The sequence below is a fragment of the Psychrobacter aestuarii genome, from assembly GCF_904846035.1.
GTDB classification, from domain to species: domain Bacteria; phylum Pseudomonadota; class Gammaproteobacteria; order Pseudomonadales; family Moraxellaceae; genus Psychrobacter; species Psychrobacter aestuarii.
Genome location: NZ_CAJGYT010000001.1, coordinates 664,319 through 687,003, shown reverse-complemented (window position 1 = coordinate 687,003; position 22,685 = coordinate 664,319). Strand labels below are relative to the sequence as shown.

Genomic DNA, 22,685 nt, shown 5'->3' with positions numbered 1-22,685 from the left:
AACACACTTATGAATCACGTGGCAGACAACCGCTACCACAAGAAAAAAAACAAATGAACCTCATGCAGTATGCAGACGTTCTCATTGTGAGGGCTGTGCTGGCGCACCTACTACCACCACAGCCCGCTTGCTGCTACCTATAACAGCCAATCAATAGGCAACCACGACATGATGGTCAGCCAAACATGGTCGGTAAAGTCCACGCGTGGCTCGCTGTCGTAGACCACAGGCTGATCGTCCTCTAGGGTGTGCCACTCAAGCGCCCCTGTATCGGTCATCTTGACTTCATAGGCTTGGTTTAATAAGTCATCGCTCAATGCCTTGTGCAGCTGACGCGCCAGCTCATCGTCATTGATAATCACGCCCATCTCGGTATTGATATTGGCGGAGCGGGGGTCTACGTTGTATGAGCCGATAAAGACCTGATGGTCATCGACGGCAAAGGTCTTGGCGTGCAGGCTGGTTGAGGATTGGCTACGCGCTTTCCACAGCTTGTTGTCGCGCTTGTCATCACTGGCGGTAGATTTTAGCTCATAGATTTTGATACCAGCCTTGAGCAACTTGGGTCGCCACTGGCTATAGCCTGAATGCACGGCGGTCACATCGGTGGCGTCGAATGAATTGGTCAAAATCTTAATATCAATGCCTGATTCGGCGAGCTGTACCAAAGTTTCAACGCCGTTTTTGGTGGGCACAAAGTAAGAAGAGATGATGGTCAGCTTGTCGGAGGGGCGACCGAGTAGGGTGCGCAGCTGATGCACCAGATTGCTCTCGGTCGGCGCGGTTTTGCTCAGCTTATTGACGTCGTCACTTAAAAACTGCATGTCCGTCCAGCGAAAAGGAATGCGTTTGGTGATAAGGTCGGTGTCGATGGTCGAGTCTTCAATCGCCGACTTGTACACCGATAGGCTGCTTTGGCGCTGCTCTAGATTGTCATTGTTGAGCTTGTCCAAGCCTGCGATAAAGTCGGTCGGCTGCTCGTCTTTTGGCTTGACCAGTGTTTCGACATCAAAAGATAAGTTTGATGACCAGTAATCGACAAAGCTGTTGTCAATATCGCCGACCACTTTACCAATCAGCAAGACATCAAGGTCAGCGAACTGACTTTTTTGGTCATTGCTCATGTATTCGTTGCCGATATTGCGCCCACCGATGATGGTGATTTGCTTATCAAAAATCATGCTTTTGTTGTGCATGCGCCGATTGATGCGCGGCAAGCCTGTGACAAAGTTCAATGCCTGAAACTTGCGGTGCATGAGCGGGTTGATGATACGAACGGCAATGTTAGGATGACTCGAAAAGCGCAGCAGCTGCTGGTCCAATTCAGGGCTACTGTTAAAGTCATCGACCAACAAGCGCACAATCACCCCGCGCTCCGCGGCTTCCCACAAGTCTTTTAAGAGTAGCTGTCCAGCTTGGTCGTCGTGCCAAATATAGTACTGTACATCAATGGTGCGGGTCGCCATGCCCGTCAAAATACTGCGCGCGGCAAAGGCATTCGCCCCAGTGACGATTGGGTGATAGCCTGACAGCTCAGGGTGGACTTCGTTTTGCTCACTGATGGCGGCGACCAAATCGGTCGCCTCCGTAGAAACACTTTGGCTGCTGTCAGTATTGGCTGATGAATCGTCTGATTTTTGGTACAAAGCGTTAATACGCGTCGATAAATTCTGACTCTTTGTCAAATGTGGCTCTTTAGGCAAGCTCTGGCATGCGCTAAGCGGCACCAGCAATACCAAAACGAGTATCAGCAATAAATGGCTTGGGTCTATCTGAAACATCGACATAACGGGTGTACCTTAAGTATGCTGAGCCAAAACAAGTCTGATAAATAGCGCTGATATCACTGCACGAATGATGCCGCCGATTACCTGATGATTGGCAATATAGGCGTGTATTATGCGGCATCACGATGACGATAACAAAAATATTAAGTTTTATGATAATGGGTTATCTATTTTTGGTATGTATCAGACTGTTATCAAACCCACCACTTGGCAGCGAGAATTGTAAAAACACGACGTAGCATGGGCAATGCGGGTGCATCGCGTCGTTTGTTTTGCTGCATTATCAAAGCGCGCAACGTCTGTGAGCGAATTTTTTACAGGCGTAAATATACTAAAAAGAACCAAAAAATCAAGCATATACCTATAAAAAACGCTCCCTCAAGCGCGGTAAAACCGACAGCTGCGCCTCGGTGGCGGGCGTGCTATGATAGTGAGCCATGCGCGGCAGTGTATAAGACGCAGCAAAAAAGTAAAAGACAAAAGGCGTAACGCTACGCCATCGCCTCAGCGCTGCCACTGCGATAAGACACCGACCCACAACAATAATGGATACCTTATGAGTCAAAACACTGCAAACCTCGATGCCAACTGGCGTGATGATGCCCTAGATTTGAGCCTAGATTACGGCATGCAAACCATCGCTGTGCGTGCAGGTCAGCACCGCACCGATGAGGGCGAGCACGCCGAGCCGATTTTTACCACCAGCTCTTATGTGTACGAGTCTGCCGCCGATGCCGCCGCACATTTTGACGGCGGTAAGACGGGCAACGTCTACTCACGCCACACCAACCCAAGCGTACGCACCTTTGAGCGTCGTCTTGCTGCGCTCGAAAACGGTGAGCGTGCGGTAGCGACCGCCTCAGGCATGGGCGCGATTTTGACCATGTGTCTCGCGTATCTAAAAGCAGGCGACCATCTGCTCGCCGCCAATCAGTTGTTTGGCTCATCAATTGGTCTGTTTAACAACTACATGGCAAAGCTTGGCATCGAAGTCAGCTATGTCGATTGCTTTGACAATGACGCGTGGGCGAATGCCGTACAGCCAAACACCAAGGTCATGTATTGCGAAAGCCCAAGCAATCCGTTAGCGCAAATTTGCGACATCAAAGCGCTCAGCAAAATCGCCCGCGACAATGAGATTTTATTGGTCGTGGACAACTGCTTTGCCACGCCAGCCTTGCAGCGTCCGCTAGAGCTGGGCGCCGATGTGGTCATTCACTCAGCGACCAAGTATCTGGATGGTCAAGGACGTGTGCTTGGCGGCGCATTGGTCGGTAGTGATGCCTTGATGCAAGAAGCCTTTGCCGTGGTGCGCACCGGCGGTATCAGCATGAGTCCGTTTAACGCATGGGTGTTTACCAAAGGACTTGAGACGCTCAAATTGCGTATGCAGGCGCATTGCCACAATGCCAACCAAGTGGCGGCATTTTTGGACGCGCATCCGCAGGTCAGCAAAGTGCATTTTTCAGGGCTTACAGACCATCCCGCGCACGCATTGGCGCAAGCGCAGCACCACCTAAAAGACAGCTACGGCGCGATTATGGGCTTTGAGGTCAAAGCCTCGGCAGATAAAGACGAAAAAGCCGCTGCGTGGCACGTGATTGACAACACGCGCATGATATCTATCACCAACAATCTTGGCGATGCCAAAACCACCATCACCCATCCTGCGACCACCACGCATTTTCGCTTAACGCCAGAAGCGCGTGCAGAAGCGGGCGTCAAAGACGGCTTAATTCGCCTATCGGTCGGGCTAGAGGACGCCGATGACATCATCAAAGATTTGGCGCGTGGTTTAGACAGTTTATAAAGATGGCGGTATAATCAGCGCCAGCGCATCGTTATGATGCTCACGATTACAACAAATTTAGTTTTTAGGTATTCCCTTATTCACCAGCACTCGAGGCAGTTATGAACATTCAAGCATTGATGCAACAAGCACAAAACATGCAAAAGAAAGTCGAAGCCAATGTCGAATCGGCAAAAAAAGAATTGGCAAATAAAGAAGTCCACGCAGAAGCGGGCAGCGGTCTGGTCAAAGTCACCATGACAGGTCGCCATGTGGTCAAGCGCTTAAGCATCGACCCAAGCCTACTTGAAGACGAGCCTGACATGATTGAAGACTTGATTGCCGCAGCAATTAACGATGCGGTACGTCAAGCGGACGAGCTGTATGAAGAGACCATGGCGGGCGCGACCTCTGGCATGGGCTTGCCACCAGGCATGCAAGGCTTGTTCTAAGCAATTCGGCGACGCCTATAAGCATGTGGTATAAAGCGATACCGTTTGGTCGAGCAGGTTGCTCACAAGCTGTCGTTTTTATTTAGGTTTGGCGCTATAAGTAGTAAGACGCAGACTAATATTTCCCGTGTAATAAAGGGGTTGGCTGCGCGGATTTGGGGTTGTTATCCATAGGATGCGACCCCATTTTTATGGGTAGGTTTTGTTATTGATGCCTGAATAATACTTTGATAATGGTCCATCATTTAGGGCAATCGTCTGGTTAACCATCAGGCACATAACCGACCGCACGTTACCGATACGATCAACAGATAAAGGAAGTCGCTTTGCTTACAGCCAAGTTTGACGCACTGGTACAACAGCTGCGTATCCTGCCAGGGGTGGGACAAAAGAGCGCCCAACGTATGGCGCTGCATTTACTGAGCAAAAAACGCCCGCAAGGTATGGCGCTCGCCGCCGCGCTTGATGAGGCGATGCGCGGTATCGTTGAGTGTCAGCGCTGCCACAGCTTTAGTGATGAGGCAGTGTGTCCACTGTGCCAAGACCCGCGCCGTGATGATAGCGTGTTGTGCGTGGTCGAGACGGCGGCGGATGTGATGGCGATTGAGCAGACCGCAGGCTATCAGGGGCGCTATTTTGTGCTGGGTGGGCATCTGTCACCCATCGATGGCATCAGCGCCGATGACTTGCACATTGAGCAGCTGGTGCGCCGCGTACAGCAAGAGCCGATTGCCGAGCTGATACTCGCAACAGGCACGACGGTTGAGGGGCAAACCACCGCGCACTTTATCAGTGAAGCAGTCAGCCGTCATGTACAAAAAATCTCGCGTCTGGCGCAGGGCGTACCGATGGGCGGTGAGCTTGAGTATTTGGACAGTATGACGCTTGGGCAAGCGCTACAAAACCGCGCTTTTTTATAGCGCGTAGCGGCTTATCTGTGTCATCTTGCTGTCATCGCGACTAGCGATGCTGTTATACTGAGCGCCTTTTTTATTATCTTTATCATTACTGCAGGTATCTGCCCGTGTCTGAGTCGTCTTCTACCCCGCTACCTTCTGTTTATGAGGCGCTGCGCGCGCCCGATACGTCATCCGTCGTGGCGGCTGCCGATACGCTGCCTGTCACGTGGGTGTCTGCGCAGACCGATTTGGACGCTGTGCTGAGCGCCGTTGAAAACGCGCAGGTGGTGGCACTTGACACCGAGTTTATCAAGCGCGATACCTATTATCCGCGCTTGGCACTCGTGCAGGTGAATACAGGCACGCACATCTACTTGCTCGATGCGCCCACATTGCGCCTAGATGCGCTGTGGCAAATACTCGGTAAGGTGTCGGTTGCGGTGTGGCACGCGTGCGGCGAGGATTTGGGGATTTTTTATCTCTTATCAGGTTGTCCTGCGCTGGACAATATCTTTGATACCCAAATTGCGCTGTCGTATTTGACAGGTGATTTGCAAATTGGCTATCAGAAGGCCATCAGTGATGTGCTAGACATCCATATCGACAAAGAGCAGAGCCAGTCCGATTGGCTACAGCGCCCACTGTCTGATGAGCAAGAGCGCTACGCGATTGCTGATGTGCGCTACTTAATACCTTTATACGAGCGTTTACAGACCTGTTTGGCAGCGCAAGGGCTGACGGACGCGGTGTGGGAAGACTGTCAGCTGTATGCGCGTGAGCTGCATGGCGCGCAGCATCTGGACGATGACCAGATGTATCACAGCATGGCGGACTTTCGCTACAATCCCATTCAGATGACCATCTTGCGTGATGTGGCGGCGTGGCGCGAAGCCTTGGCACGTGCCACCAATCAGCCGCGCACTTTTATCATCAAAAAACAAGCCATGCGCGAAATCGTGGAGATGCAGCCCAAGACCATTCGTGAGCTGATGCACAAGACCACCATACATCGGCACGTGATACGTCTGTACGGTGACGAGCTACTCGCGGTCATCAAAGCAGCAAAAGACAGCCACCCCGCCGAGCAGCCAGCAAGTCCGCTGCCGCCATATCGTTCAAAAAACAAAACTTTGAGCAATGCGGTACAAAAGGCGGTCAATCAGCATGCCGCAGAAATTGGCGTGCCCAAAAATGTCCTTATGCGTAAAAAATGGCTAAACGATTTATATGAAGTCGTGGCATTAGATAAAGAGGACGATACCAAGGCGCTGCCTGAGGGCTTGCAAGGCTGGCGTCAATCGTGGGTCACAGACACGCTGATTCCGTTAATCAAAACCCACCAAGCAGAGCTAAAGCAAGGCATGGGCTTGGCTTAGTAACATTATATTTGCGCAATATATTCCGATTGACCCCTGTTTTTTTGCTTGCTGTGACTTCATCTCCAGAGGCTGCAAAAACTAGGGGTCAATCTCGTTATGCTACTTCTATAAGCAATCAGCTATATTTCGCTGATTGTCCGACCTTTTATAAAGGCTGCGCCCGTTTGGCGTGATTAAATTCCCCATGCTGCAAAAAGTGCAGCGTCTGCCGCGCCACCTCAGGATTGACCAGCATTCCTGTGTGCGTCACAGGCAATACCAAATGGTCGCACGCGCCTTCAATTTTGGTTTCACTCACATACACCGTGCCATCATGTGCACGCTCGCCGAGCGGTAAGGGTTTGCCACTACGGCGCAGCTTGCGATTGTGGTACTCCAAAAACAGCTGACCGATGCCGTAAGGCTTGTCCCCTGCAATCACCCCAAGCGTGATGTGCGCGGGCAATTCAGGCACGCAGCCATCGAGTGCCCCTTGATAAGCGCGTCCCATCATCACAGGCGTCAGGCGCTTGACGTAAGCGGCGCAGGTGCTGCCCACATGCGGCGTACCGAGCGTCACACAGCGTCCAATTGTCCATTTGGGATACCGATAAACAAAATCACGGATAATCAGCCCGCCCAAGCTGTGCCCGACAAGGTCAATCGGCTGCTCAGGGTCGTGATACTGCGTAAGCCAGTCGTTTAGGCGGCGGCTGTTGGTCTGGATGTCATCGCGCATACTGCGGTACGCGTATTGGTGGGTACGAAAGCCTTGCGCTTGTAAGCGCTTTGCCATTGGGCGCATGACCCACGCGGTCTGGTGCAGACCGTGAATTAAAATGACGCGGTTGGCTTCTGGGGCAGGGGGTAGGCTCATGACGTCTGTCGTCCTTATGGCAGCGGTAAAGGAATAAAGTATTAATAAAAAACAGTCGATAGCCTAAGCGTAAGAAAAACAAAGCCCCCAAGTCAAGCGCTGACTTGGGGGCTTTTGTATGGTCTTTTAATGATTACATGTGCAAAAGCTTACATATAGTTTTCAATACTTGGGCATGAGCACATCAGATTCTTATCCCCATACACATCATCAATGCGGGCGACGCTTGGCCAGAACTTATGCGCGCGTACATACGGCAGCGGGAAGGCGGCTTCGTCGCGGCTGTAGGCGTGTTCCCACGTGTCTTTGGTAATCATGGATGCAGTGTGCGGCGCATTGACCAGCGGATTGTCCGTCAAGCTCCAGCCATCGGTTTCGCTATGCGCTTTTAACGCTTCGGCTTTGATGGCTTTGAGCGCAGAGATAAAGCGGTCAAGCTCAGCTTTTGGCTCAGATTCGGTCGGCTCAATCATCAGCGTGCCCGCGACAGGGAAACTCATAGTGGGCGAGTGGAAGCCATAATCCATCAAGCGCTTGGCGATGTCGGTTTCGCTAAAGCCTGTTTTCTCTTTCAGCGGACGGATATCAATGATGCACTCGTGCGCCACGCGACCGCTTTTGCCTGTATACAAGACGGGGTAATCGTCTTTGAGCGCATTGGCCACGTAGTTGGCGTTAAGCAGCGCAAGGTTGGTGGCTTTGAGCAGTCCATCGCGACCCATCATGGTGATATACATCCATGAGATGGGCAAGATGCTCGCCGAGCCATACGGGGCAGCCGATACCGCCATGCCGTCTTTTTCTGCGTTGTGTACAGGGCTGACCACGTGGTTCGCCATGAATGGCGCAAGGTGCGCTTGCATACCGATTGGACCCATGCCAGGGCCGCCGCCGCCGTGTGGGATGCAGAAGGTTTTGTGTAGGTTCATGTGCAATACGTCTGCGCCCACGTCCGCTGGCTGCATGATGGCGACCTGCGCGTTCATATTTGCGCCGTCCATATACACTTGACCGCCGTGACTGTGGATGAGGTCACAAATATGGCGGATGCCTTCTTCAAACACGCCGTGCGTTGATGGATAGGTAATCATTAACGCGCCCAAGCGTGCGCTGTGCTCTTCACATTTGGCGGTCAGGTCATCAACATCGACGTTACCATTGTCATCGGTATTGACCACGACCACTTGCATGCCCATCATCATCGCGGTGGCGGGGTTGGTGCCGTGTGCTGATTTTGGAATCAAGCACACATCGCGCTCGGTCTCGCCCAGTGACTCATGATAGCGGCGAATCGCGAGCAGACCAGCGTATTCACCTGACGCACCAGAGTTCGGCTGCATCGACACGGCGTCGAAGCCTGTGATGGCTTTGAGCTGGTCTTGTAGGCTATCAATCATCTCGATATAGCCTTTGACTTGGTCACGCGGGGCAAACGGATGCACATTGGCAAACTCATCCCACGTAATCGGCAGCATCTCGCTGGTGGCGTTGAGCTTCATGGTGCAGCTGCCAAGTGAAATCATACTGCGGTTCATCGCAAGGTCTTTGTCCTCAAGCGATTTTAAGTAGCGCAGCATCTCGTGCTCGGTGTGGTGCGAGTTAAACACAGGATGGGTCAAGATGTCATCGGTACGCAAATGCGCGCTGTCCAGTGACAAAGTAGCGTCAGTGGGCAAGTCTTGCGCTTTATTGGTAAACAGCTGGGTTAAGACTGCAAAGTCTTCGCTGTCGCTGGTTTCGCTAAAGGATACCGCGATTTTGCTGTCGCTAATGCGCCAGAGGTTGTAGCCTAAGTTGTCCGCATTATCAAAGATTTGGGTAGCGAGCTTTTCTGAGCCGCAATCGACCAAGACGGTATCAAAGAACTGCTGATGCACGACTTTTAGTTCAGTGCTGTCGCCCGCTGTGTTGTCGATAGCCTTAGCAAAGGCGCTGGCGAGCGCATGGATACGTGTGGCGATGCGCTGTAGCCCGCTGGGACCGTGATACACAGCGTACATACCTGCAAGGTTGGCGAGCAGTACTTGTGAGGTACAGATGTTGGAGTTGGCTTTTTCGCGGCGGATGTGCTGCTCGCGGGTCTGTAGCGCCATGCGTAGGGCGGTGTTGCCCTCGGCGTCTTTTGATACGCCGATGATACGACCAGGGGCCGAGCGTTTTGCCTTATCGCTAAAGGCAAAGTAGGCGGCGTGTGGACCACCAAAGCCCATGGGGATACCAAAGCGCTGGGTGCTGCCAAGCGCAATGTCCGCGCCCATCTCGGCAGGTGACTTGAGCAACACAAGGCTCATGATGTCGCTTACGACGGTGGTATAGGTCTTATTGGCTTTTACCGCGCTGATAACGTCGGTCAAGTCTTTAACATCACCTTCTTTACCCACGTATTGGAACAGCGCGCCAAAGTAATCGCCTGATGTTGCGGTGTCAAAATCACCGACCACCACATCCCAGCCAAAGTATTTGGCACGTGTCTTGATGACGTCGAGCGTCTGTGGGTACACGCGCTCATCGACAAAAAAGGCGTTCGATTTGCTTTTGCTTACGCGCTTTGACATCGCCATCGCTTCGGCAGCGGCGGTAGCTTCGTCAAGTAATGACGCACCAGCCAGTTCCAATCCTGTGAGGTCAATACACACCTGCTGGAAGTTTAATAGCGCCTCTAGACGACCTTGTGAAATCTCTGCTTGATACGGCGTGTACGCGGTGTACCAGCCTGGATTTTCGAGCACATTGCGCTGAATGACCGCAGGCATACGCACGGGCGAGTAGCCTTGACCGATATAGCTTTTATTGACCGTGATGTTGTCCGCCATGCCGCGCAGTTTGGCAAGGGCGGCGTGTTCACTGATGGCTTTTGGCAAGTTTAAATCTTTATGCAAACGAACAGGCTCAGGCACAGTGTCATTGATAAAGCTGTCCATATCATCGTAGCCAATCGCAGACAGCATTTCTTGCTGCATCTCATCGTTTGAACCAAGATGGCGGTAGACAAATTCGGCATCGTTAAACAAGCCTTGGAACGTAGCAAAGGTCGGGCGTTGGGATAGAGTCATGACAATCCTTAACTAAAAGTCTTTACGAGGGGTGACACAAAAAATAAATCATTGCGCCAAGCTTAGTGCTTCGCTTGGCTTAATATCATGCGGGGCTAAACATAATGGACAAATTGCTCTTGGGCAAAGCGAAACTGCGGGTGATAGATGCCTTTATCGGCGCGCTCTCCTGCCGCGAGCATCATCACAATATGCTGGTGCTCGCCAAGACTTAAGAGATCTTTCATAGCAGGCTCATCAAAGCCGCCCATCGCGCAGCTGTCAAAACCGTGCGCGCGTAGTGCCAAGATTAGGTTTTCGGCAGCCAGCGCGGTATTGTTGGTCGCCCATTGCTTAATGTCTTCAAGGGTATAATACGGCGACTTAATCGGACCTTTGAGCTGGCGGTGCGTTTGCGTCACGCCCCATTTGGCAAGGGACAGCACATTGACAGGACCGCGTACGAACTCCAGCGGAATCAAGCGACCGTAATAGTCTTTGACTTTTTTGGGGACAGGCGACAGCGGATATTCGCGCAGCACTTGTTTGGCGTGCTCGTGCCAGTTGTCAGTACGCGCAACAATAGCGATTAGGCGCGCTGCGGTCTTTGCCGCATTTTGGCGCATGCAGTTGTCTACCGCTTTGGCGCGAATGTTGGGGCTGTCGATGACAAAAAATTCCCACGGCTGCAAGTTGCTGGAGTTGGGCGCGAGCATGGCAAGGCGCAAACACTCACGCAACACATCATCAGGAATGGGCGTGTCGGTAAAACGGCGTACCGAACGGCGCGACTCGACCACCGCACGAAAGCTGTCTAAATGCGGGGTATCTATGGTGCTGGTTTGCTCTTGATTGCCCATCAATGACTCCTAAGCCGAAGCGTCTGAAACACATATAAAAATAAAAGGGTACGCACGTATAAAAGTGCCAAAAGGTAAAAATGAGGACAGATACCAAGCGTGCCTTAGTACCTGTAAATCAATGAGTATTTAGCTGTTTTTAAAACGGAAACGCCATCGCTTATAGCTCGTTTTGGTAGTCTTCAGCGCTTAACAGCTCATCATAGTCATCAGCGTTTAGCGGCTTGATTTTAAAGAACCAGCCATCGCCGTACGGGTCAGAGTTGATGATTTCTGGCTCGTCTTCTAGGTTGTCATTGATAGCAACGATTTCGCCTGATAGTGGCGCGTAAACGTCTGATGCAGCCTTGACCGACTCAACAACGGCGATTTCGTCATCGACCGCGACCGTGTCGCCGACTTCTGGCAGCTCAACGAACACCACATCGCCCAGCAAGTCTTGAGCGTGGTCAGTGATGCCCACAGTGATGGTACCGTCGTCTTCTAGGCGTAGCCACTCGTGGCTGGCAACGTATTTTAATTCGGCAGGAATGTTGCTCATAAAAAGCTCCTCTAAGGATAGTTAACAATAAAAAATACGCATCATATATGGATGAGCGTGGGCAATGTTAGCAGACATTGCACAGGGCTTATCTCATACTATTCATTCGATGACGTCAAGACGACAATGCCGCAATCAGTCAAATTGTGCCTTGCCATGACGCACAAACGGCAAATTAAGCACGCGCACGTCCACATATTTGCCTTTACCGCGCAAATCGACTTGGACGCTGTCGCCATCGGTGAGGCTGGCGGGCACGCGCGCAATAGCGATAGATTGTTTTAGGGTGGGTGAGAAGGTGCCACTGGTGATGATGCCTGTCGCTTCCTTGTCCGTACCTTGATTGATAGTAACGCTCATGCCTTCACGCAGTACACCGCGCGTCTCTAGCAGCAGACCGACTTGCTTCATCAACGTATTATCATCGGCTTGTTTGCTGGCAAGTAGGGCAGGACGACCGACAAAGTCGCGCTCGTCTTTGAGTGCCAATGTCCAGCTCATACCGCAAGCATACGGATTGATGGTCTCATCCATGTCATGACCGTAAAGGTTCATACCCGCTTCCATGCGCAAGGTATCGCGTGCGCCAAGTCCCGCTGGCTGGATGCCATGCTCTTTTAATAGGTTAAAAAAGGCGGGCGCGTCATCAGCGTGCAAAATTACTTCAACGCCGTCTTCACCTGTGTAGCCTGTACGGGCGACGAACCAATCATCGCCTTCAATCTCGGTCAAGTCTGCACCAACGAATGGCTTTAGACCCGCTAAGGTGTCCGCCCAAGCAGGCTTGGCATCAGATAATTTAGCAATCGCGTTTGGTCCTTGAATCGCAAGCATCGCCAGCTCAGGACGCTCGGTAATGGTGACGTCAAAGCCTTCGGCAACGCGCCCAAACTGCGCCAAATCTTTTGCGCGGGTCGCGGCGTTTGAGACGATGCGGTAAGCGGTTTCTTCTTCGTTCATTAAGTAAACAATAAGGTCATCAATCACGCCGCCTTGCTCATTTAGCATGGCAGAATACAGCGCCTTACCGACTTTTTTGAGTTTATTGACATCATTGGCGAGCAGCTTTTGTAGCCATGCTTTGCTGTCGTTGCCTGTCACGTCGACGACAACCATGTGTGAGACGTCAAACATCCCAGCGTCCGTGCGTACCGCTTCGTGCTCGTCAATTTGCGAGCCATAATGGATGGGCAATAGCCAGCCTGAGAAGTCAACGATTTTGCCGTCGCTATCGATATGCGCTTGATACAGTGGGGTTTTTTGTGGGGCGTCTGCGGCTTGGGTGGTGTCGGTCATAACAAATCCTAAAGACGGCAAAAGCGTCATAAATAGTGGAGAAGAACGTCAATAAAGCCAAACCAGTCATCAATACTGGTCGTATAGCCCTATCTGTCCTGTGACCTGAGATTTTCAACGTCCAGCATGGTGCAGCGCTGGCGTTTTCTCCCCTTCGGTGGGTAAGCCGTCGTCCGTACTTACCGCTCTCCAGATTTGTTATGCCGTGGTCGTATGACCATTAAGGCATGTGTTATTCAGTCCTTGTACCTGAGCGATTGGCAGGGTGGATGCGCCTTCGGTGGCACGCAACATGGGCGTGCGCTCTCCTGAATAAGGACTTTATTATGAAAGGTTACTAACGCTTTTACAAGGCATACGCGCGATTAATTTTAGGGCAGCATCATGCGTGCTACAGGTGCGGGGTCGTGCGCTGCTGGCGGGCTTGAGGGCTTAGGCGCGGTTTTTGGTACTTTTTTGTCTGACGGCTTTTAGGTTGATAGCCAAACTGTGCTAGGCTTAGCGCCATAACCAATAGACTTTTTTGATGACATAAGGGTGATGTATGCACTGCGATATTTATAAATTTTCCAAACACGACGACATGTACGTCTACATTGCGCGACCTGATTATCCAGACGATACCGAGACGGTGCGTGATTGGCTGTCGGTCTTGCCCAAGGACTTTCGTGCAAGCCTCGGCACCAGCAAATTTGTCATGCACCTTGACCTTGATGCCACCGAAAGGCTGGCACGCGTGGACAAAGCCGAAGTGCTCGAAAAGCTCGAATCACAAGGCTATTACGTACAGATGCCGCCTGCCGATGTGATGCTCAAACAAGCCAAATTGCGCGCCCTTGAGATGCAAGACAGCAAATATCACTAACGCGCCAGACCACGCGCCGCCAAGTTTTGGTGGGCAAGTCGCGCGGTGTATTACATAGTGCGTATGCTTTTTGCGCTAAAGTCGTGATAAACTAGCGGTTTATCGTATATGAGTAGCTGTCGGTATATCTGAGCACTGCCGCAATAGGTGACCTACTGGTAAGGTAGGGCGCGTGTTGGTGGCGTGGTTTTTTAGCTTGGATGACCGATGACCATATTTTTCTAGCGCACGCGACTTACATATTCAGGTAGCTTACCCCGCATGGATTGGTTAAAAAGTATTATACAAAGTTTGCCACTCGATACCTTCAGTGACATTCTCGGCGAGATTGTGATTTGGTGGAGTCAGATGGTCAAAGACGTACCGCCTGCCGACTTGCCAATGTACGCTTACATTGGTGGCTCGATTGTGGTACTGGTGCTGTGGATATTGGTCGCGCGCGTATTGCCGCGTCCATTGGGCGGCATCACATGGGTGGGGATTTTTGCGATTTTATTTACCCCAGGCTACGCCCTAGAAGACCCAAGCAGCATGGCGCCTGCCAGCATCAGCGTGGTCTACGCCGTACTGATGAAAGACATCCCTGCTGCTATTAGCAATGCGGTGCCTGTGCTCGTGGTGTTCGTGGTCGGGCTGTTTATGGGCTTTATCTGGCAGCTGATACGCGGTGTGTTCGCCGTCAGTATGGACGCTGCGCGCCGCCGCACCGAAGATGACACGGTCGCCAATATGCAGTTTGCAGGCGGCAACTATATCGCAGAAAAACCAGACGATGTGCCAGCGGTGCTAGAAAAAACGCCAAAATCTGAGGTTAATCTTATCAAAGACAGCAGCGCCAAAGACAAAGTAAAAGCCAAGGCAAAGGGCGCGGACAAGTAAGCAGCTGATAACTTTGATGATTAAAAAGACACCCAAGCGTGTCTTTTTTTTGTGCCTGTATTTTATGGCGGTGTTTTGAGGCTCTATTTTGGCATGGTGTGCGTCAGGGGAGCGCTAAGATATCGCTATTTTCGTATCGACATTATGGGCATTTGTTGCTACAGTAATTTGACCTTTTAAGGGTAAACTTCCTTATCTTTCAAAGTCATGCAGGTGTTCTGCCTTGCTCTATATTTGATTTATTTTTGTTCTTATTCCTACCTGAGATGATTATGATGTTAAAAAAGCCTTATATCGCGGTGCTGTCAGTATTGACCCTAGCGGGCTGTGCCACCCAGCCCACCATGCAGCCGCAAGTACAAAAGCCTGTGCGCCAAGGCAATGTGCAGATTGAAGAGCAGCAGACTGTGCGTGTCACGCCAAAGCCCACGCCGCCTGCGCCAAAGCCCATACCTACGCCTAAAGCCAACTACAATAGCTTTGATGACTGGAAGATGGACTTTGCCCAGCGCGCCATCGCGCAAGGTCACAATGGCAATGATGTACAGCGCCTATTGGCTTCGGCATCGCTAAAAAGCAGCGTCATCTCACTTGATTCAGGGCAGCCAGAATTTTCAAAAATGCCATGGGAATATGCTGATTCTGCCGTATCTGACGGTCGCGTAAGCCGTGGTAAAAGCAAATTTGCCGACCAGCGCAGCTATTTGTCAGGGCTTGAGTCGCGCTACGGCGTCAATGCTGAGATTGTCGCGGCTATTTGGGGTATGGAATCGTCCTATGGGGCGGTGACAGGCAGTACCTATCTGCCAAGCGCGCTGGCGAGTCTGGCCTATGATGGTCGCCGTCAGGAGTTTGCTGAGTCGCAGCTGTTATCACTCATGACTTTGCTTGAGCGCGGTGATGTGTCGTGGTCGCAGCTTGAAGGCTCGTGGGCAGGCGGTATGGGACAGACGCAGTTTATCCCCACAACGTGGCTGAATGAAGGCGTCGATGGCGACTATAATGGACACAAAAACCCATGGTCAACCGCCGATGCACTCGCGTCAACCGCCAGCTATCTGAACAATGCAGGCTGGGTACGCGGCTTGTCACCTTTTTATGAAGTCACGATTCCTGCAGGCTTCGACTATTCAAAAGTCGGCAGCAAGCAAACTGCCGCTTATTGGGCATCGACAGGTATTGATACCATGGCGGATGTGACCCTTGATGCCAATACCTTGCTCGAGCTGTGGCTGCCTGCTGGTAAAGATGGTCCAGCACTGCTGCTCAGCAAAAACTTTGACGCCATCAAAGTGTACAATAACTCATCGAACTACGCGCTCGGTGTGAGCCTGCTTGGTCGTGCGATAGATGGTCAGATTGGTCTGCGTCAGTCATGGCCACGCTACGAGCGCCCGCTATCGACCAGCCAAGTACGTAACCTACAAGAGCGCTTAACCCGCGCAGGCTATGATACCAAAGGCGCGGATGGCGTCATCGGCACCAACACCAAAAAAGCCTTTCAGCGCTGGCAGCAAGACAACGGACAGACGCCTGATGGCTTTATCAGCCAAAGCAGTGCGGCGTCATTGACCTCATGGTGAAGTGATGACAATAAGCTGTGCGGCAGTATCGGCAGCTTGATTGACTATATAAAGTCTTGGTTTTGAAGCGATGTGTTTTGATTGTTGGAGTATGTCATCTATCCAACCTTTGACTCAAAAAATAATGACGTGATAATCACAAAAAAGCCCTCTATTATCGAGGGCTTTTTTTATTTATTGTTCGGTGTTTATTTCTAGTATCTCTTCTTTCGCTCGTCGGTTATCCAATATCAGCGCCTTTAATAGACTGATTGCCATAAGGATGATAATAAAGGAGAAGGGGATTGCCGCGACCATCATCGCTGAAGTAATGGCGTCCAGCCCACCCGCCAAGATAAGCGCGGCAATCACTGCCGTTAGCGCTATGGTCCAAACGATGATGTGCTTTTGGCCGTTTTCCACCTGCACTTTGCCTGCGGCATTAACCATATTGATGACCAGCAAGGCAGAGTCCGCAGACGTCACCAGATAAGTCAAAAGCAGTACTACCACCATCGCGGATAAAGCGTTTGCCATCGCAGGGCTTAGCATCAAGCCAATGATATCAAACAGCTGCGCGGTCAAACCTGAGTTGTAAATCTGACCATTGGCAATGCCGCTCATTTCAAGGTTAATGCCTGTACCGCCGATGAATGAAAACCAGATAAATAAGGTTAAGCTCGGCGCGACAATACCAATCAAGCCAAACTCACGGATGGTACGGTTTTTGGAAATACGCGCCAAAAACATGCCGACAAAAGGCGCAAACGCAATCCACCACGCCCAATAAAACACTGACCAGCTGGTCTGCCATACCCCAAGCTCGGTATTGGGGTCCCATACGGTAACGAGCATCGCAGGCAGATGTATCACATAAGACAAGATACCCTTGCCCAGCATCTCTAGCGCAAACATAGACGCGCCAAAGATTAAGAAAAACGCGAGTAATAAGAACGACAGCACCATATTGATGTTACTGAGCCATTTTACCCCGCGACCGACGCCGGACAGCGCTGATGCCATTGATAAACACATCACCACGAGTAAAGACATCAATAGCGCGCCAACGGTAGGTTCAGGATTGGCAGCATCGGTCACCAGCCACGTCATGCCTGTCAAGCTATACAGCCCTGAGGCAAAGGAGCTGAGACCAATACCGATGGTCTGCGCGATACCGAAAATGGTGGCAATCACTGCCGAGATATCGATGATATTGCCCAAGGGACCTTCCAAACTGCGTCCAAATAAAGGCGCTAAAGCGGAGCGCATGGTCAAAGGCAGATTGCGCGCGTAGCAAAAAAACGCGAGGCAAATACCAACCAGACTGTAGGTCGCCCACGCGCTGATACCCCAGTGAAAAAAGGAGTAGCGATAAGCAGCGTCAAGCGCGGCTTCGGTTTTTGGCACGACGATACCATCAAGCGCAGGGATGGCATTGGCGGCCACTTCTGATTGATAGAGCGCAAAGACATCTGCATCTTGGGGAATCGGAATGTTATTGCTGTTCAACGAGGCAATAATCATATCTTTGGCCATGATGGTATCAGGGTTGTTTGCCAAGTGCCATAGCGGCTCGGCAGCGCTATATGTCAGCACGCCGATACCAATACCTGCGCCAAATATCATCGAAAACCATGAAAAATTAGAAAATTCAGGCTTGCCATTGGGGTCTGAACCCAGCTTGGTGCGTCCAAATGAAGGGATGAGAATGACGGCCAAACATACCAGAACATAAAAAGCGACCGCATAGGTGTAGTAGCTGTTTAAATTGGTGAATGACCAGTTTTTCATCGCCTCTAAAATCGCACCTGAATTTTCAATGTCGCTTAGAATCCAGATGACGACCAGCGTGACCAAAATTTTGGAGGTGACGGTGACTGAACGGTTAAAACCCTTATAAAATCCCTTGTTATGGGTTTTGATGTTCAGCTCTTTGAGTGGGGGTCGGATAGACATAGTGGTTTCCTCAAAATACAATGTTCCTTATTGCATTTGTGTCGATTAACTACCGCATGATAAATGGATTGGCCATTGGTTCTGCTGAGATGTTAATCCACGTCGTTTTGGTACGGGTATACTCTAAAACCGAATCACTGCCTGCCTCACGTCCATAGCCCGATTGGTTATAGCCACCAAAAGGTGCGATGGGCGATATCGCGCGGTAGGTATTGATCCAGCAGATACCTGCATGAATTTGCTGGGAGACGCGGTGCGCGCGCGCCAAGTTTTGGGTGAATACGCCTGAGCCTAGACCGTAAACGCTGTTGTTCGCCATCGCGATGGCTTCTTCCTCAGTATCAAAGGCGACCAGCGACATCACAGGTCCGAACATCTCGATGGTTTGTGTTTCGATATCGGTATTGGGACATTCAACAAGCGTGGGACAAAAGTAGTTGCCGCCTTGTAATGCCGCATCCTCAGGCGCAGTACCGCCAAAACGAATGGTCGCGCCTTGTTCGGTGGCCTTTGCTAGCGTGTCTTTAATACGCATGACTTGCGCCTTGGTACACAACGGGCCGACATGCGTTGCCGGGTCAAGGGGATTGCCAATGATAATGTCTTTGGCTTTTTCTTCGATACGCTCAATCAACTTGGGCAAGATACTGCGCTGTACAAAGCCGCGTGAGCCTGCCACGCAGGACTGACCTGCCGCGCCAAAATTACCTGCAATCAGACCATTGGCGGCGCTTTCTAAATCGGAGTCGTCAAAGACGATAATCGGTGATTTGCCACCCAGCTCAAGGCTGGTGACCGCAAAGTTGTTGGCGGAGTTTTTGACCACGTGCCGCGCTGCTTCAGGTCCGCCAGTAAAGGCGATTTTGTCGATATCAGGATGACTGGTTAGGGGTATGGCGCAATTTTCGGCATCACCTGTGATGACGGACACGACACCTTTAGGAAAGCCTGCTTGTTCAATCAGCTCAGCAAAGACAAACATCGGGCATGGGGCAATTTCTGAGGCTTTTAAAATGATGGTGCAACCTGCTGCAAGGGCAGGGCCGAGCTTGGTCGCTGTCAAAAACATCTGCGCGTTCCAAGGGACGACTGCGGCGACCACGCCGATGGGTTCTCGGCGCGTAAACACGTGCATGTCAGACTTATCAATGGGTAGGGTCGCGCCTTGGATTTTGTCCGCAAGCCCTGCATAGTAGCGATAATAATCGCCAACATAGCGGGTTTGTGCGACGGTCTCATGCGCCAGTTTGCCACTGTCGGTGGTTTCGACTTGTCCAAGGCGCTCGGCGTTTTGTTCAATAAGTTCCGCCAAGCGATAGAGCAATTTGCCGCGATTCGTGGCGCTCATCTTAGACCATTCAGGATTGTTGAGCGCTGCACGTGCGCCTTGTACTGCGCGCTCGACATCGTCAGCATTGGCGCAAGCAAAGCTCGCCCATGCCTGACCAGTGGCAGGGTTGATGCTGTCGAGGCGCTGGTTGTCGCTGCCTTCGCACCATGCGCCGTTGATATAGAGCTGATAGTGTGGCTTTGTCATGGGGTTCTCCTAGGGGTATCGGGCGAATCTACGCACGCTGTGCGTCAAAAATACAGGTGAATCATCAAATAAAATCAAAGCATGCGCTGCTAGGCAAAGGCAGGCATCACCTCAGTAATAAAACGGCGCAGTGAGGCGCATTTGTCTTTGTGGCTCATGCTCGAATCAATCCAAAATGAAAATTCATCGTAGCCCAATGCTTCGTAATGTTTGAGTTTTTCAATGACGGTATCAGCGGTGCCAATAGGCATGTTCTCAAGCATTTTTTTAGGCGCATACATCTCAATCTTTGCCATTTCTTCTTCGCTTAATGGCTCGATAATGCCTTGATTGATCGGGCGCTCGTTTTTGAACCACGCGCCAAAGTGACAATAAAAGCGGCTGATAGACTTGGCCGCTTCCGCCACGTCATCGGCATCGCTGCCCACATACGCGTGCTGCAATAGCATAATTTTTGGATTTTTACCTTCGCCATGTGCTGCTTTGGCGTCATTAAAGCGCTGCATTAAGGTTTCAATCTCTTCAATCCCTTGCCACAGCGGCGTGACTTGCACGTTGCAGCCCTGCTCAATGGCAAAGTTGTGGCTGTTTGGGTCGCGCGCGGCAATCCACATCGGTACGCCGCCTTTTTGAATGGGTTTTGGGGCAGAGGTGGTTTTTGGAAACTGCGTATATGTGCCATTGTGGACATAGTTGCCTTTCCATAAGGCTTGCACCGCAGGCACCAGCTCGCGCATACGCCCGCCTGCCTCCATCGCATCCATACCGGGCATCAAACGCTCGTATTCAAAGTTATAGGCACCGCGCGCAATGCCAAGCTCTAAGCGACCATTGGTGATGATGTCGGTCATCGCCGCTTCACCTGCCAAGCGGATAGGGTGCCAAAACGGCGCAATGACCGTGCCTGTACCCAAGCGGACATTTTTGGTCTGATGTGCCAAATCAATAAGGTTTAAAAATGGGTTTGGCGCGATGGTAAAGTTCATGCCATGATGCTCGCCTGTCCAAACGGCATGCATGCCGCCATCATCAGCAATTTTTGCCAGCTCTATAAAGTCATGGTAAAGCTGCTCGTAGGTTTGTGATTCGTCAGTACGTTCCATGTGTACAAATAATGAGAATTTCATAAGGTCCTTCCTTTGCGTGGTTCGAGTAGTAATATCCTATTTTTTATATGGGTTTGTGCGGGTACACGCTTATTTAATGTACTTTTCCTGTGGTTTCTTGTCCCACGTACACCCCGTACAGACCATTTTTGCTTTCGGTGACGTAGCGGCTCATCATCGACTGCATCGCTGGTGTCGCAAAGTCAAGGGTGGGCAGCTCACTGAGCGGCACATACTCGCCTATACCTTGCGTATCAGGTGCGCTTGCGCTGGCACGATAAAAGATGTAGTTGTTGTGGGTTTTGCTGTTTTCATAAATAGAGAACACCGCACCGAGCTGTGCCTGAATACCTTGTTGTATCAAAAACTGCTCAATCGCGCTGACGGCGTTGGTATTGTCATTGTCATCACACACCACGCTCGGTAAGCTCGCTTTGCCGTCTTGCGTACAGAGCAGTACTTTGCCTTCATGTTCGACGATGACACCGACATGAACGTGTGTTTGCTGCACGCTGATTTCGGCCGCCTCACGCTCTAGACCTAAGCTAAAATAGCCACCTGATGCGTAGCCCAATCCATGCCCTTCACGCGATGCAAAGTCCAGCACTTCACCGATGAGTAAGTGATGATCACCCGCCTCAATAGTCTGGTGCGTCTTGCACGAAAAATGGGTGAGGGTGCCTGCAAGAATGGGATTGCCATAGTCGTCAATGTGCCAGTCCACTTGTGCAAAGCGGTCGTCTTTTGAGCCTGCAAAGATGTTGGAGATGCTTTGCTGATCTTCGCTTAAAATATTGACCGCAAAGTTTTGGCAATTGGCAAACACATCAAAGCTTGATAAAAACTTAGACGGGCAGACCAATAGTAGCGGCGGCTCAAGAGAGACGGATGTGAACGAATTGGCGGTAAAGCCCACAGGTTGACCGTCATCATTTATCGCCGTTATTACGGTGACGCCCGTCATATAACTGCCAAAGGCTTTGCGGAGCAGTTTGGGGTCGAGTTGTTTCATAATAACCTCGTCTTATTTTTCATTTTTTAATTAAAAAATCATCATGCCTGACACACGTGATACGCGTCGCACTGCTTAAAAAAATCAGCGAGCGCTTGATTTACCGCATCAACATGCGTCATCTGAGTCATGTGGCGCGCGTCAGGGACGATAATAGCGGTTGCATGAGGAATGATGTCTGCCATCGCTTCAGACATTTCAGGGCTGGAATTGGCATCCAGCTCACCTGTGAGTAACAGTGCAGGACAGCCAATCTGCTGTAGTTGGGCAGGCTCGATACCGCGCAGCTGAGCGAACATCTGATAGGCGCGGGCATAGCCCAAACGATTGCCATTCTCTAGCCAAGTACGGCACAAATCGGCAGCGGTCTGATATTGCGGATTGTTCACAAACCAGCGCTCAACAGGGCGCGCGCTGACATCTTGCTCCATGTTTTGTAGCAGCGATGTTGCCCGTTTTTGGACGTCTGCGATGGCACTGTCTGAGCGCTCATAAATGGCATTAAGTGCCGCCACACCTTGCACGAGCGCATGATAACTGACCGCCAGTTGCAGCGCGACCATCGCCCCCAAAGAGTGCCCAACGATGATGGCAGGTTTGCCAACCACGGTATGAATGAAGTCCGATACCGCAGCGGCAAAGTGTTTTAAGTTGATTTCTGTGATAGGCAATAAGGCACTTTCACCATGTCCAGGCATATCAATGGCATAACAATGACGCTGAGCAATAAAAGCCTCCATCTGATGCTGCCAGCTCTCTGCACGCAGCCCAACACCGTGGATGAATACCACAGGGGTGGCGCGGTCATCGGCATGCGTATCGGCGTAGTAGGCGATGCCATTTGAAGATTTACGGGACCATTCCATGGTGACTGCTC

The 22,685-nt window shown here is 51.2% G+C and carries 18 protein-coding genes and 2 riboswitches; of the genes, 7 read left to right on the top strand and 11 right to left on the bottom strand.

The window, feature by feature from the left end; all coding sequences use genetic code 11:
* Window positions 1-137: 137 nt before the first annotated feature.
* Window positions 138-1,787: a phospholipase D family protein gene (locus JMW05_RS02770; RefSeq protein WP_201503880.1), complete on the bottom strand. Its 1,650-nt coding sequence runs from the start codon at window positions 1,785-1,787 to the stop codon at window positions 138-140.
* Between the two features lie 556 nt (window positions 1,788-2,343).
* Between JMW05_RS02770 and JMW05_RS02765 the strand changes: the two genes are divergently transcribed.
* The 4 genes from JMW05_RS02765 (at window position 2,344) to JMW05_RS02750 (ending at window position 6,303) form a co-directional block, all read left to right on the top strand.
* Window positions 2,344-3,597: an O-succinylhomoserine sulfhydrylase gene (locus JMW05_RS02765; protein ID WP_201503879.1), complete on the top strand. Its 1,254-nt coding sequence runs from the start codon at window positions 2,344-2,346 to the stop codon at window positions 3,595-3,597.
* Window positions 3,598-3,698: 101 nt separating this feature from the next.
* Entirely contained in the window at window positions 3,699-4,028 is a 330-nt protein-coding gene (locus JMW05_RS02760) for a YbaB/EbfC family nucleoid-associated protein (protein WP_199508567.1), read from the top strand.
* Between the two features lie 326 nt (window positions 4,029-4,354).
* Window positions 4,355-4,948 (top strand): recombination mediator RecR, encoded by a 594-nt coding sequence (recR, locus tag JMW05_RS02755; protein WP_201503878.1) that lies wholly within the window; start codon window positions 4,355-4,357, stop codon window positions 4,946-4,948.
* Between the two features lie 104 nt (window positions 4,949-5,052).
* Entirely contained in the window at window positions 5,053-6,303 is a 1,251-nt protein-coding gene (locus tag JMW05_RS02750) for a ribonuclease D (protein ID WP_227691415.1), read from the top strand.
* A gap of 148 nt (window positions 6,304-6,451) precedes the next feature.
* Here the strand turns inward: JMW05_RS02750 and JMW05_RS02745 are convergent, their stop codons facing one another.
* From JMW05_RS02745 to gcvT, 5 genes are all read right to left on the bottom strand, one after another.
* Window positions 6,452-7,162 (bottom strand): alpha/beta fold hydrolase, encoded by a 711-nt coding sequence (locus JMW05_RS02745; RefSeq protein ID WP_201503877.1) that lies wholly within the window; start codon window positions 7,160-7,162, stop codon window positions 6,452-6,454.
* Between the two features lie 149 nt (window positions 7,163-7,311).
* Window positions 7,312-10,215 (bottom strand): aminomethyl-transferring glycine dehydrogenase, encoded by a 2,904-nt coding sequence (gene gcvP / locus JMW05_RS02740; RefSeq protein ID WP_201503876.1) that lies wholly within the window; start codon window positions 10,213-10,215, stop codon window positions 7,312-7,314.
* A gap of 95 nt (window positions 10,216-10,310) precedes the next feature.
* The gene (locus JMW05_RS02735; protein ID WP_201503875.1) at window positions 10,311-11,054 is read right to left on the bottom strand and encodes a nitroreductase family protein; all 744 of its coding nucleotides are present in this window, start codon (window positions 11,052-11,054) and stop codon (window positions 10,311-10,313) included.
* 160 nt (window positions 11,055-11,214) lie between these two features.
* Window positions 11,215-11,595: a glycine cleavage system protein GcvH gene (gcvH, locus tag JMW05_RS02730; RefSeq protein WP_201503874.1), complete on the bottom strand. Its 381-nt coding sequence runs from the start codon at window positions 11,593-11,595 to the stop codon at window positions 11,215-11,217.
* Window positions 11,596-11,730: 135 nt separating this feature from the next.
* Window positions 11,731-12,891, bottom strand: coding sequence for a glycine cleavage system aminomethyltransferase GcvT (gene gcvT / locus JMW05_RS02725; RefSeq protein ID WP_201503873.1), 1,161 nt, complete (start codon window positions 12,889-12,891; stop codon window positions 11,731-11,733).
* 83 nt (window positions 12,892-12,974) lie between these two features.
* Window positions 12,975-13,094, bottom strand: a riboswitch (glycine riboswitch).
* Between the two features lie 24 nt (window positions 13,095-13,118).
* Window positions 13,119-13,212: riboswitch (glycine riboswitch) on the bottom strand.
* Between the two features lie 223 nt (window positions 13,213-13,435).
* On the opposite strand from gcvT, the gene JMW05_RS02720 reads away from it, so the two are divergent.
* The 3 genes from JMW05_RS02720 to JMW05_RS02710 all read left to right on the top strand — a co-directional run bounded on the left by JMW05_RS02720 (window position 13,436) and on the right by JMW05_RS02710 (window position 16,218).
* On the top strand, window positions 13,436-13,756 hold the full coding sequence (locus JMW05_RS02720; protein WP_201503872.1) for a YcgL domain-containing protein: 321 nt from the start codon (window positions 13,436-13,438) through the stop codon (window positions 13,754-13,756).
* A 261-nt stretch (window positions 13,757-14,017) separates the two neighbouring features.
* On the top strand, window positions 14,018-14,635 hold the full coding sequence (locus JMW05_RS02715; RefSeq protein WP_201503871.1) for a hypothetical protein: 618 nt from the start codon (window positions 14,018-14,020) through the stop codon (window positions 14,633-14,635).
* Window positions 14,636-14,907: 272 nt separating this feature from the next.
* The gene (locus tag JMW05_RS02710) at window positions 14,908-16,218 is read left to right on the top strand and encodes a lytic murein transglycosylase (protein WP_201503870.1); all 1,311 of its coding nucleotides are present in this window, start codon (window positions 14,908-14,910) and stop codon (window positions 16,216-16,218) included.
* Between the two features lie 174 nt (window positions 16,219-16,392).
* Here JMW05_RS02710 and JMW05_RS02705 read toward each other — a convergent pair whose 3' ends face one another.
* The 5 genes from JMW05_RS02705 to JMW05_RS02685 form a co-directional block, all read right to left on the bottom strand.
* Complete coding sequence (locus JMW05_RS02705; protein ID WP_201503869.1) at window positions 16,393-18,153, bottom strand: BCCT family transporter; 1,761 nt, start codon at window positions 18,151-18,153, stop codon at window positions 16,393-16,395.
* A 49-nt stretch (window positions 18,154-18,202) separates the two neighbouring features.
* The gene (locus JMW05_RS02700) at window positions 18,203-19,690 is read right to left on the bottom strand and encodes an aldehyde dehydrogenase (RefSeq protein WP_201503868.1); all 1,488 of its coding nucleotides are present in this window, start codon (window positions 19,688-19,690) and stop codon (window positions 18,203-18,205) included.
* 89 nt (window positions 19,691-19,779) lie between these two features.
* Window positions 19,780-20,817 carry an LLM class flavin-dependent oxidoreductase gene (locus tag JMW05_RS02695; RefSeq protein WP_201503867.1) on the bottom strand — a complete coding sequence of 346 codons (1,038 nt, stop codon included), beginning with the start codon at window positions 20,815-20,817 and terminating at the stop codon, window positions 19,780-19,782.
* A gap of 73 nt (window positions 20,818-20,890) precedes the next feature.
* Window positions 20,891-21,808, bottom strand: coding sequence for a flavin reductase (locus JMW05_RS02690; protein ID WP_201503866.1), 918 nt, complete (start codon window positions 21,806-21,808; stop codon window positions 20,891-20,893).
* 41 nt (window positions 21,809-21,849) lie between these two features.
* Window positions 21,850-22,674 carry an alpha/beta fold hydrolase gene (locus JMW05_RS02685; protein WP_201503865.1) on the bottom strand — a complete coding sequence of 275 codons (825 nt, stop codon included), beginning with the start codon at window positions 22,672-22,674 and terminating at the stop codon, window positions 21,850-21,852.
* Window positions 22,675-22,685 lie beyond the last annotated feature (11 nt).

Excerpts from the sequence above, each read along its gene's own strand:
- JMW05_RS02700 (WP_201503868.1), bottom strand. The coding sequence starts at position 19,690 with ATGACAAAGCCACACTATCAGCTCTATATCAACGGCGCATGGTGCGAA.
- JMW05_RS02765 (WP_201503879.1), top strand. The coding sequence starts at position 2,344 with ATGAGTCAAAACACTGCAAACCTCGATGCCAACTGGCGTGATGATGCC.
- JMW05_RS02745 (WP_201503877.1), bottom strand. The coding sequence starts at position 7,162 with ATGAGCCTACCCCCTGCCCCAGAAGCCAACCGCGTCATTTTAATTCAC.
- JMW05_RS02690 (WP_201503866.1), bottom strand. The coding sequence starts at position 21,808 with ATGAAACAACTCGACCCCAAACTGCTCCGCAAAGCCTTTGGCAGTTAT.
- JMW05_RS02715 (WP_201503871.1), top strand. The coding sequence starts at position 14,018 with ATGGATTGGTTAAAAAGTATTATACAAAGTTTGCCACTCGATACCTTC.
- gcvP (WP_201503876.1), bottom strand. The coding sequence starts at position 10,215 with ATGACTCTATCCCAACGCCCGACCTTTGCTACGTTCCAAGGCTTGTTT.
- JMW05_RS02760 (WP_199508567.1), top strand. The coding sequence starts at position 3,699 with ATGAACATTCAAGCATTGATGCAACAAGCACAAAACATGCAAAAGAAA.
- JMW05_RS02685 (WP_201503865.1), bottom strand. The coding sequence starts at position 22,674 with ATGGAATGGTCCCGTAAATCTTCAAATGGCATCGCCTACTACGCCGAT.
- JMW05_RS02710 (WP_201503870.1), top strand. The coding sequence starts at position 14,908 with ATGATGTTAAAAAAGCCTTATATCGCGGTGCTGTCAGTATTGACCCTA.
- gcvH (WP_201503874.1), bottom strand. The coding sequence starts at position 11,595 with ATGAGCAACATTCCTGCCGAATTAAAATACGTTGCCAGCCACGAGTGG.
- JMW05_RS02720 (WP_201503872.1), top strand. The coding sequence starts at position 13,436 with ATGCACTGCGATATTTATAAATTTTCCAAACACGACGACATGTACGTC.
- gcvT (WP_201503873.1), bottom strand. The coding sequence starts at position 12,891 with ATGACCGACACCACCCAAGCCGCAGACGCCCCACAAAAAACCCCACTG.
- JMW05_RS02705 (WP_201503869.1), bottom strand. The coding sequence starts at position 18,153 with ATGTCTATCCGACCCCCACTCAAAGAGCTGAACATCAAAACCCATAAC.
- JMW05_RS02695 (WP_201503867.1), bottom strand. The coding sequence starts at position 20,817 with ATGAAATTCTCATTATTTGTACACATGGAACGTACTGACGAATCACAA.
- JMW05_RS02735 (WP_201503875.1), bottom strand. The coding sequence starts at position 11,054 with ATGGGCAATCAAGAGCAAACCAGCACCATAGATACCCCGCATTTAGAC.
- JMW05_RS02770 (WP_201503880.1), bottom strand. The coding sequence starts at position 1,787 with ATGTCGATGTTTCAGATAGACCCAAGCCATTTATTGCTGATACTCGTT.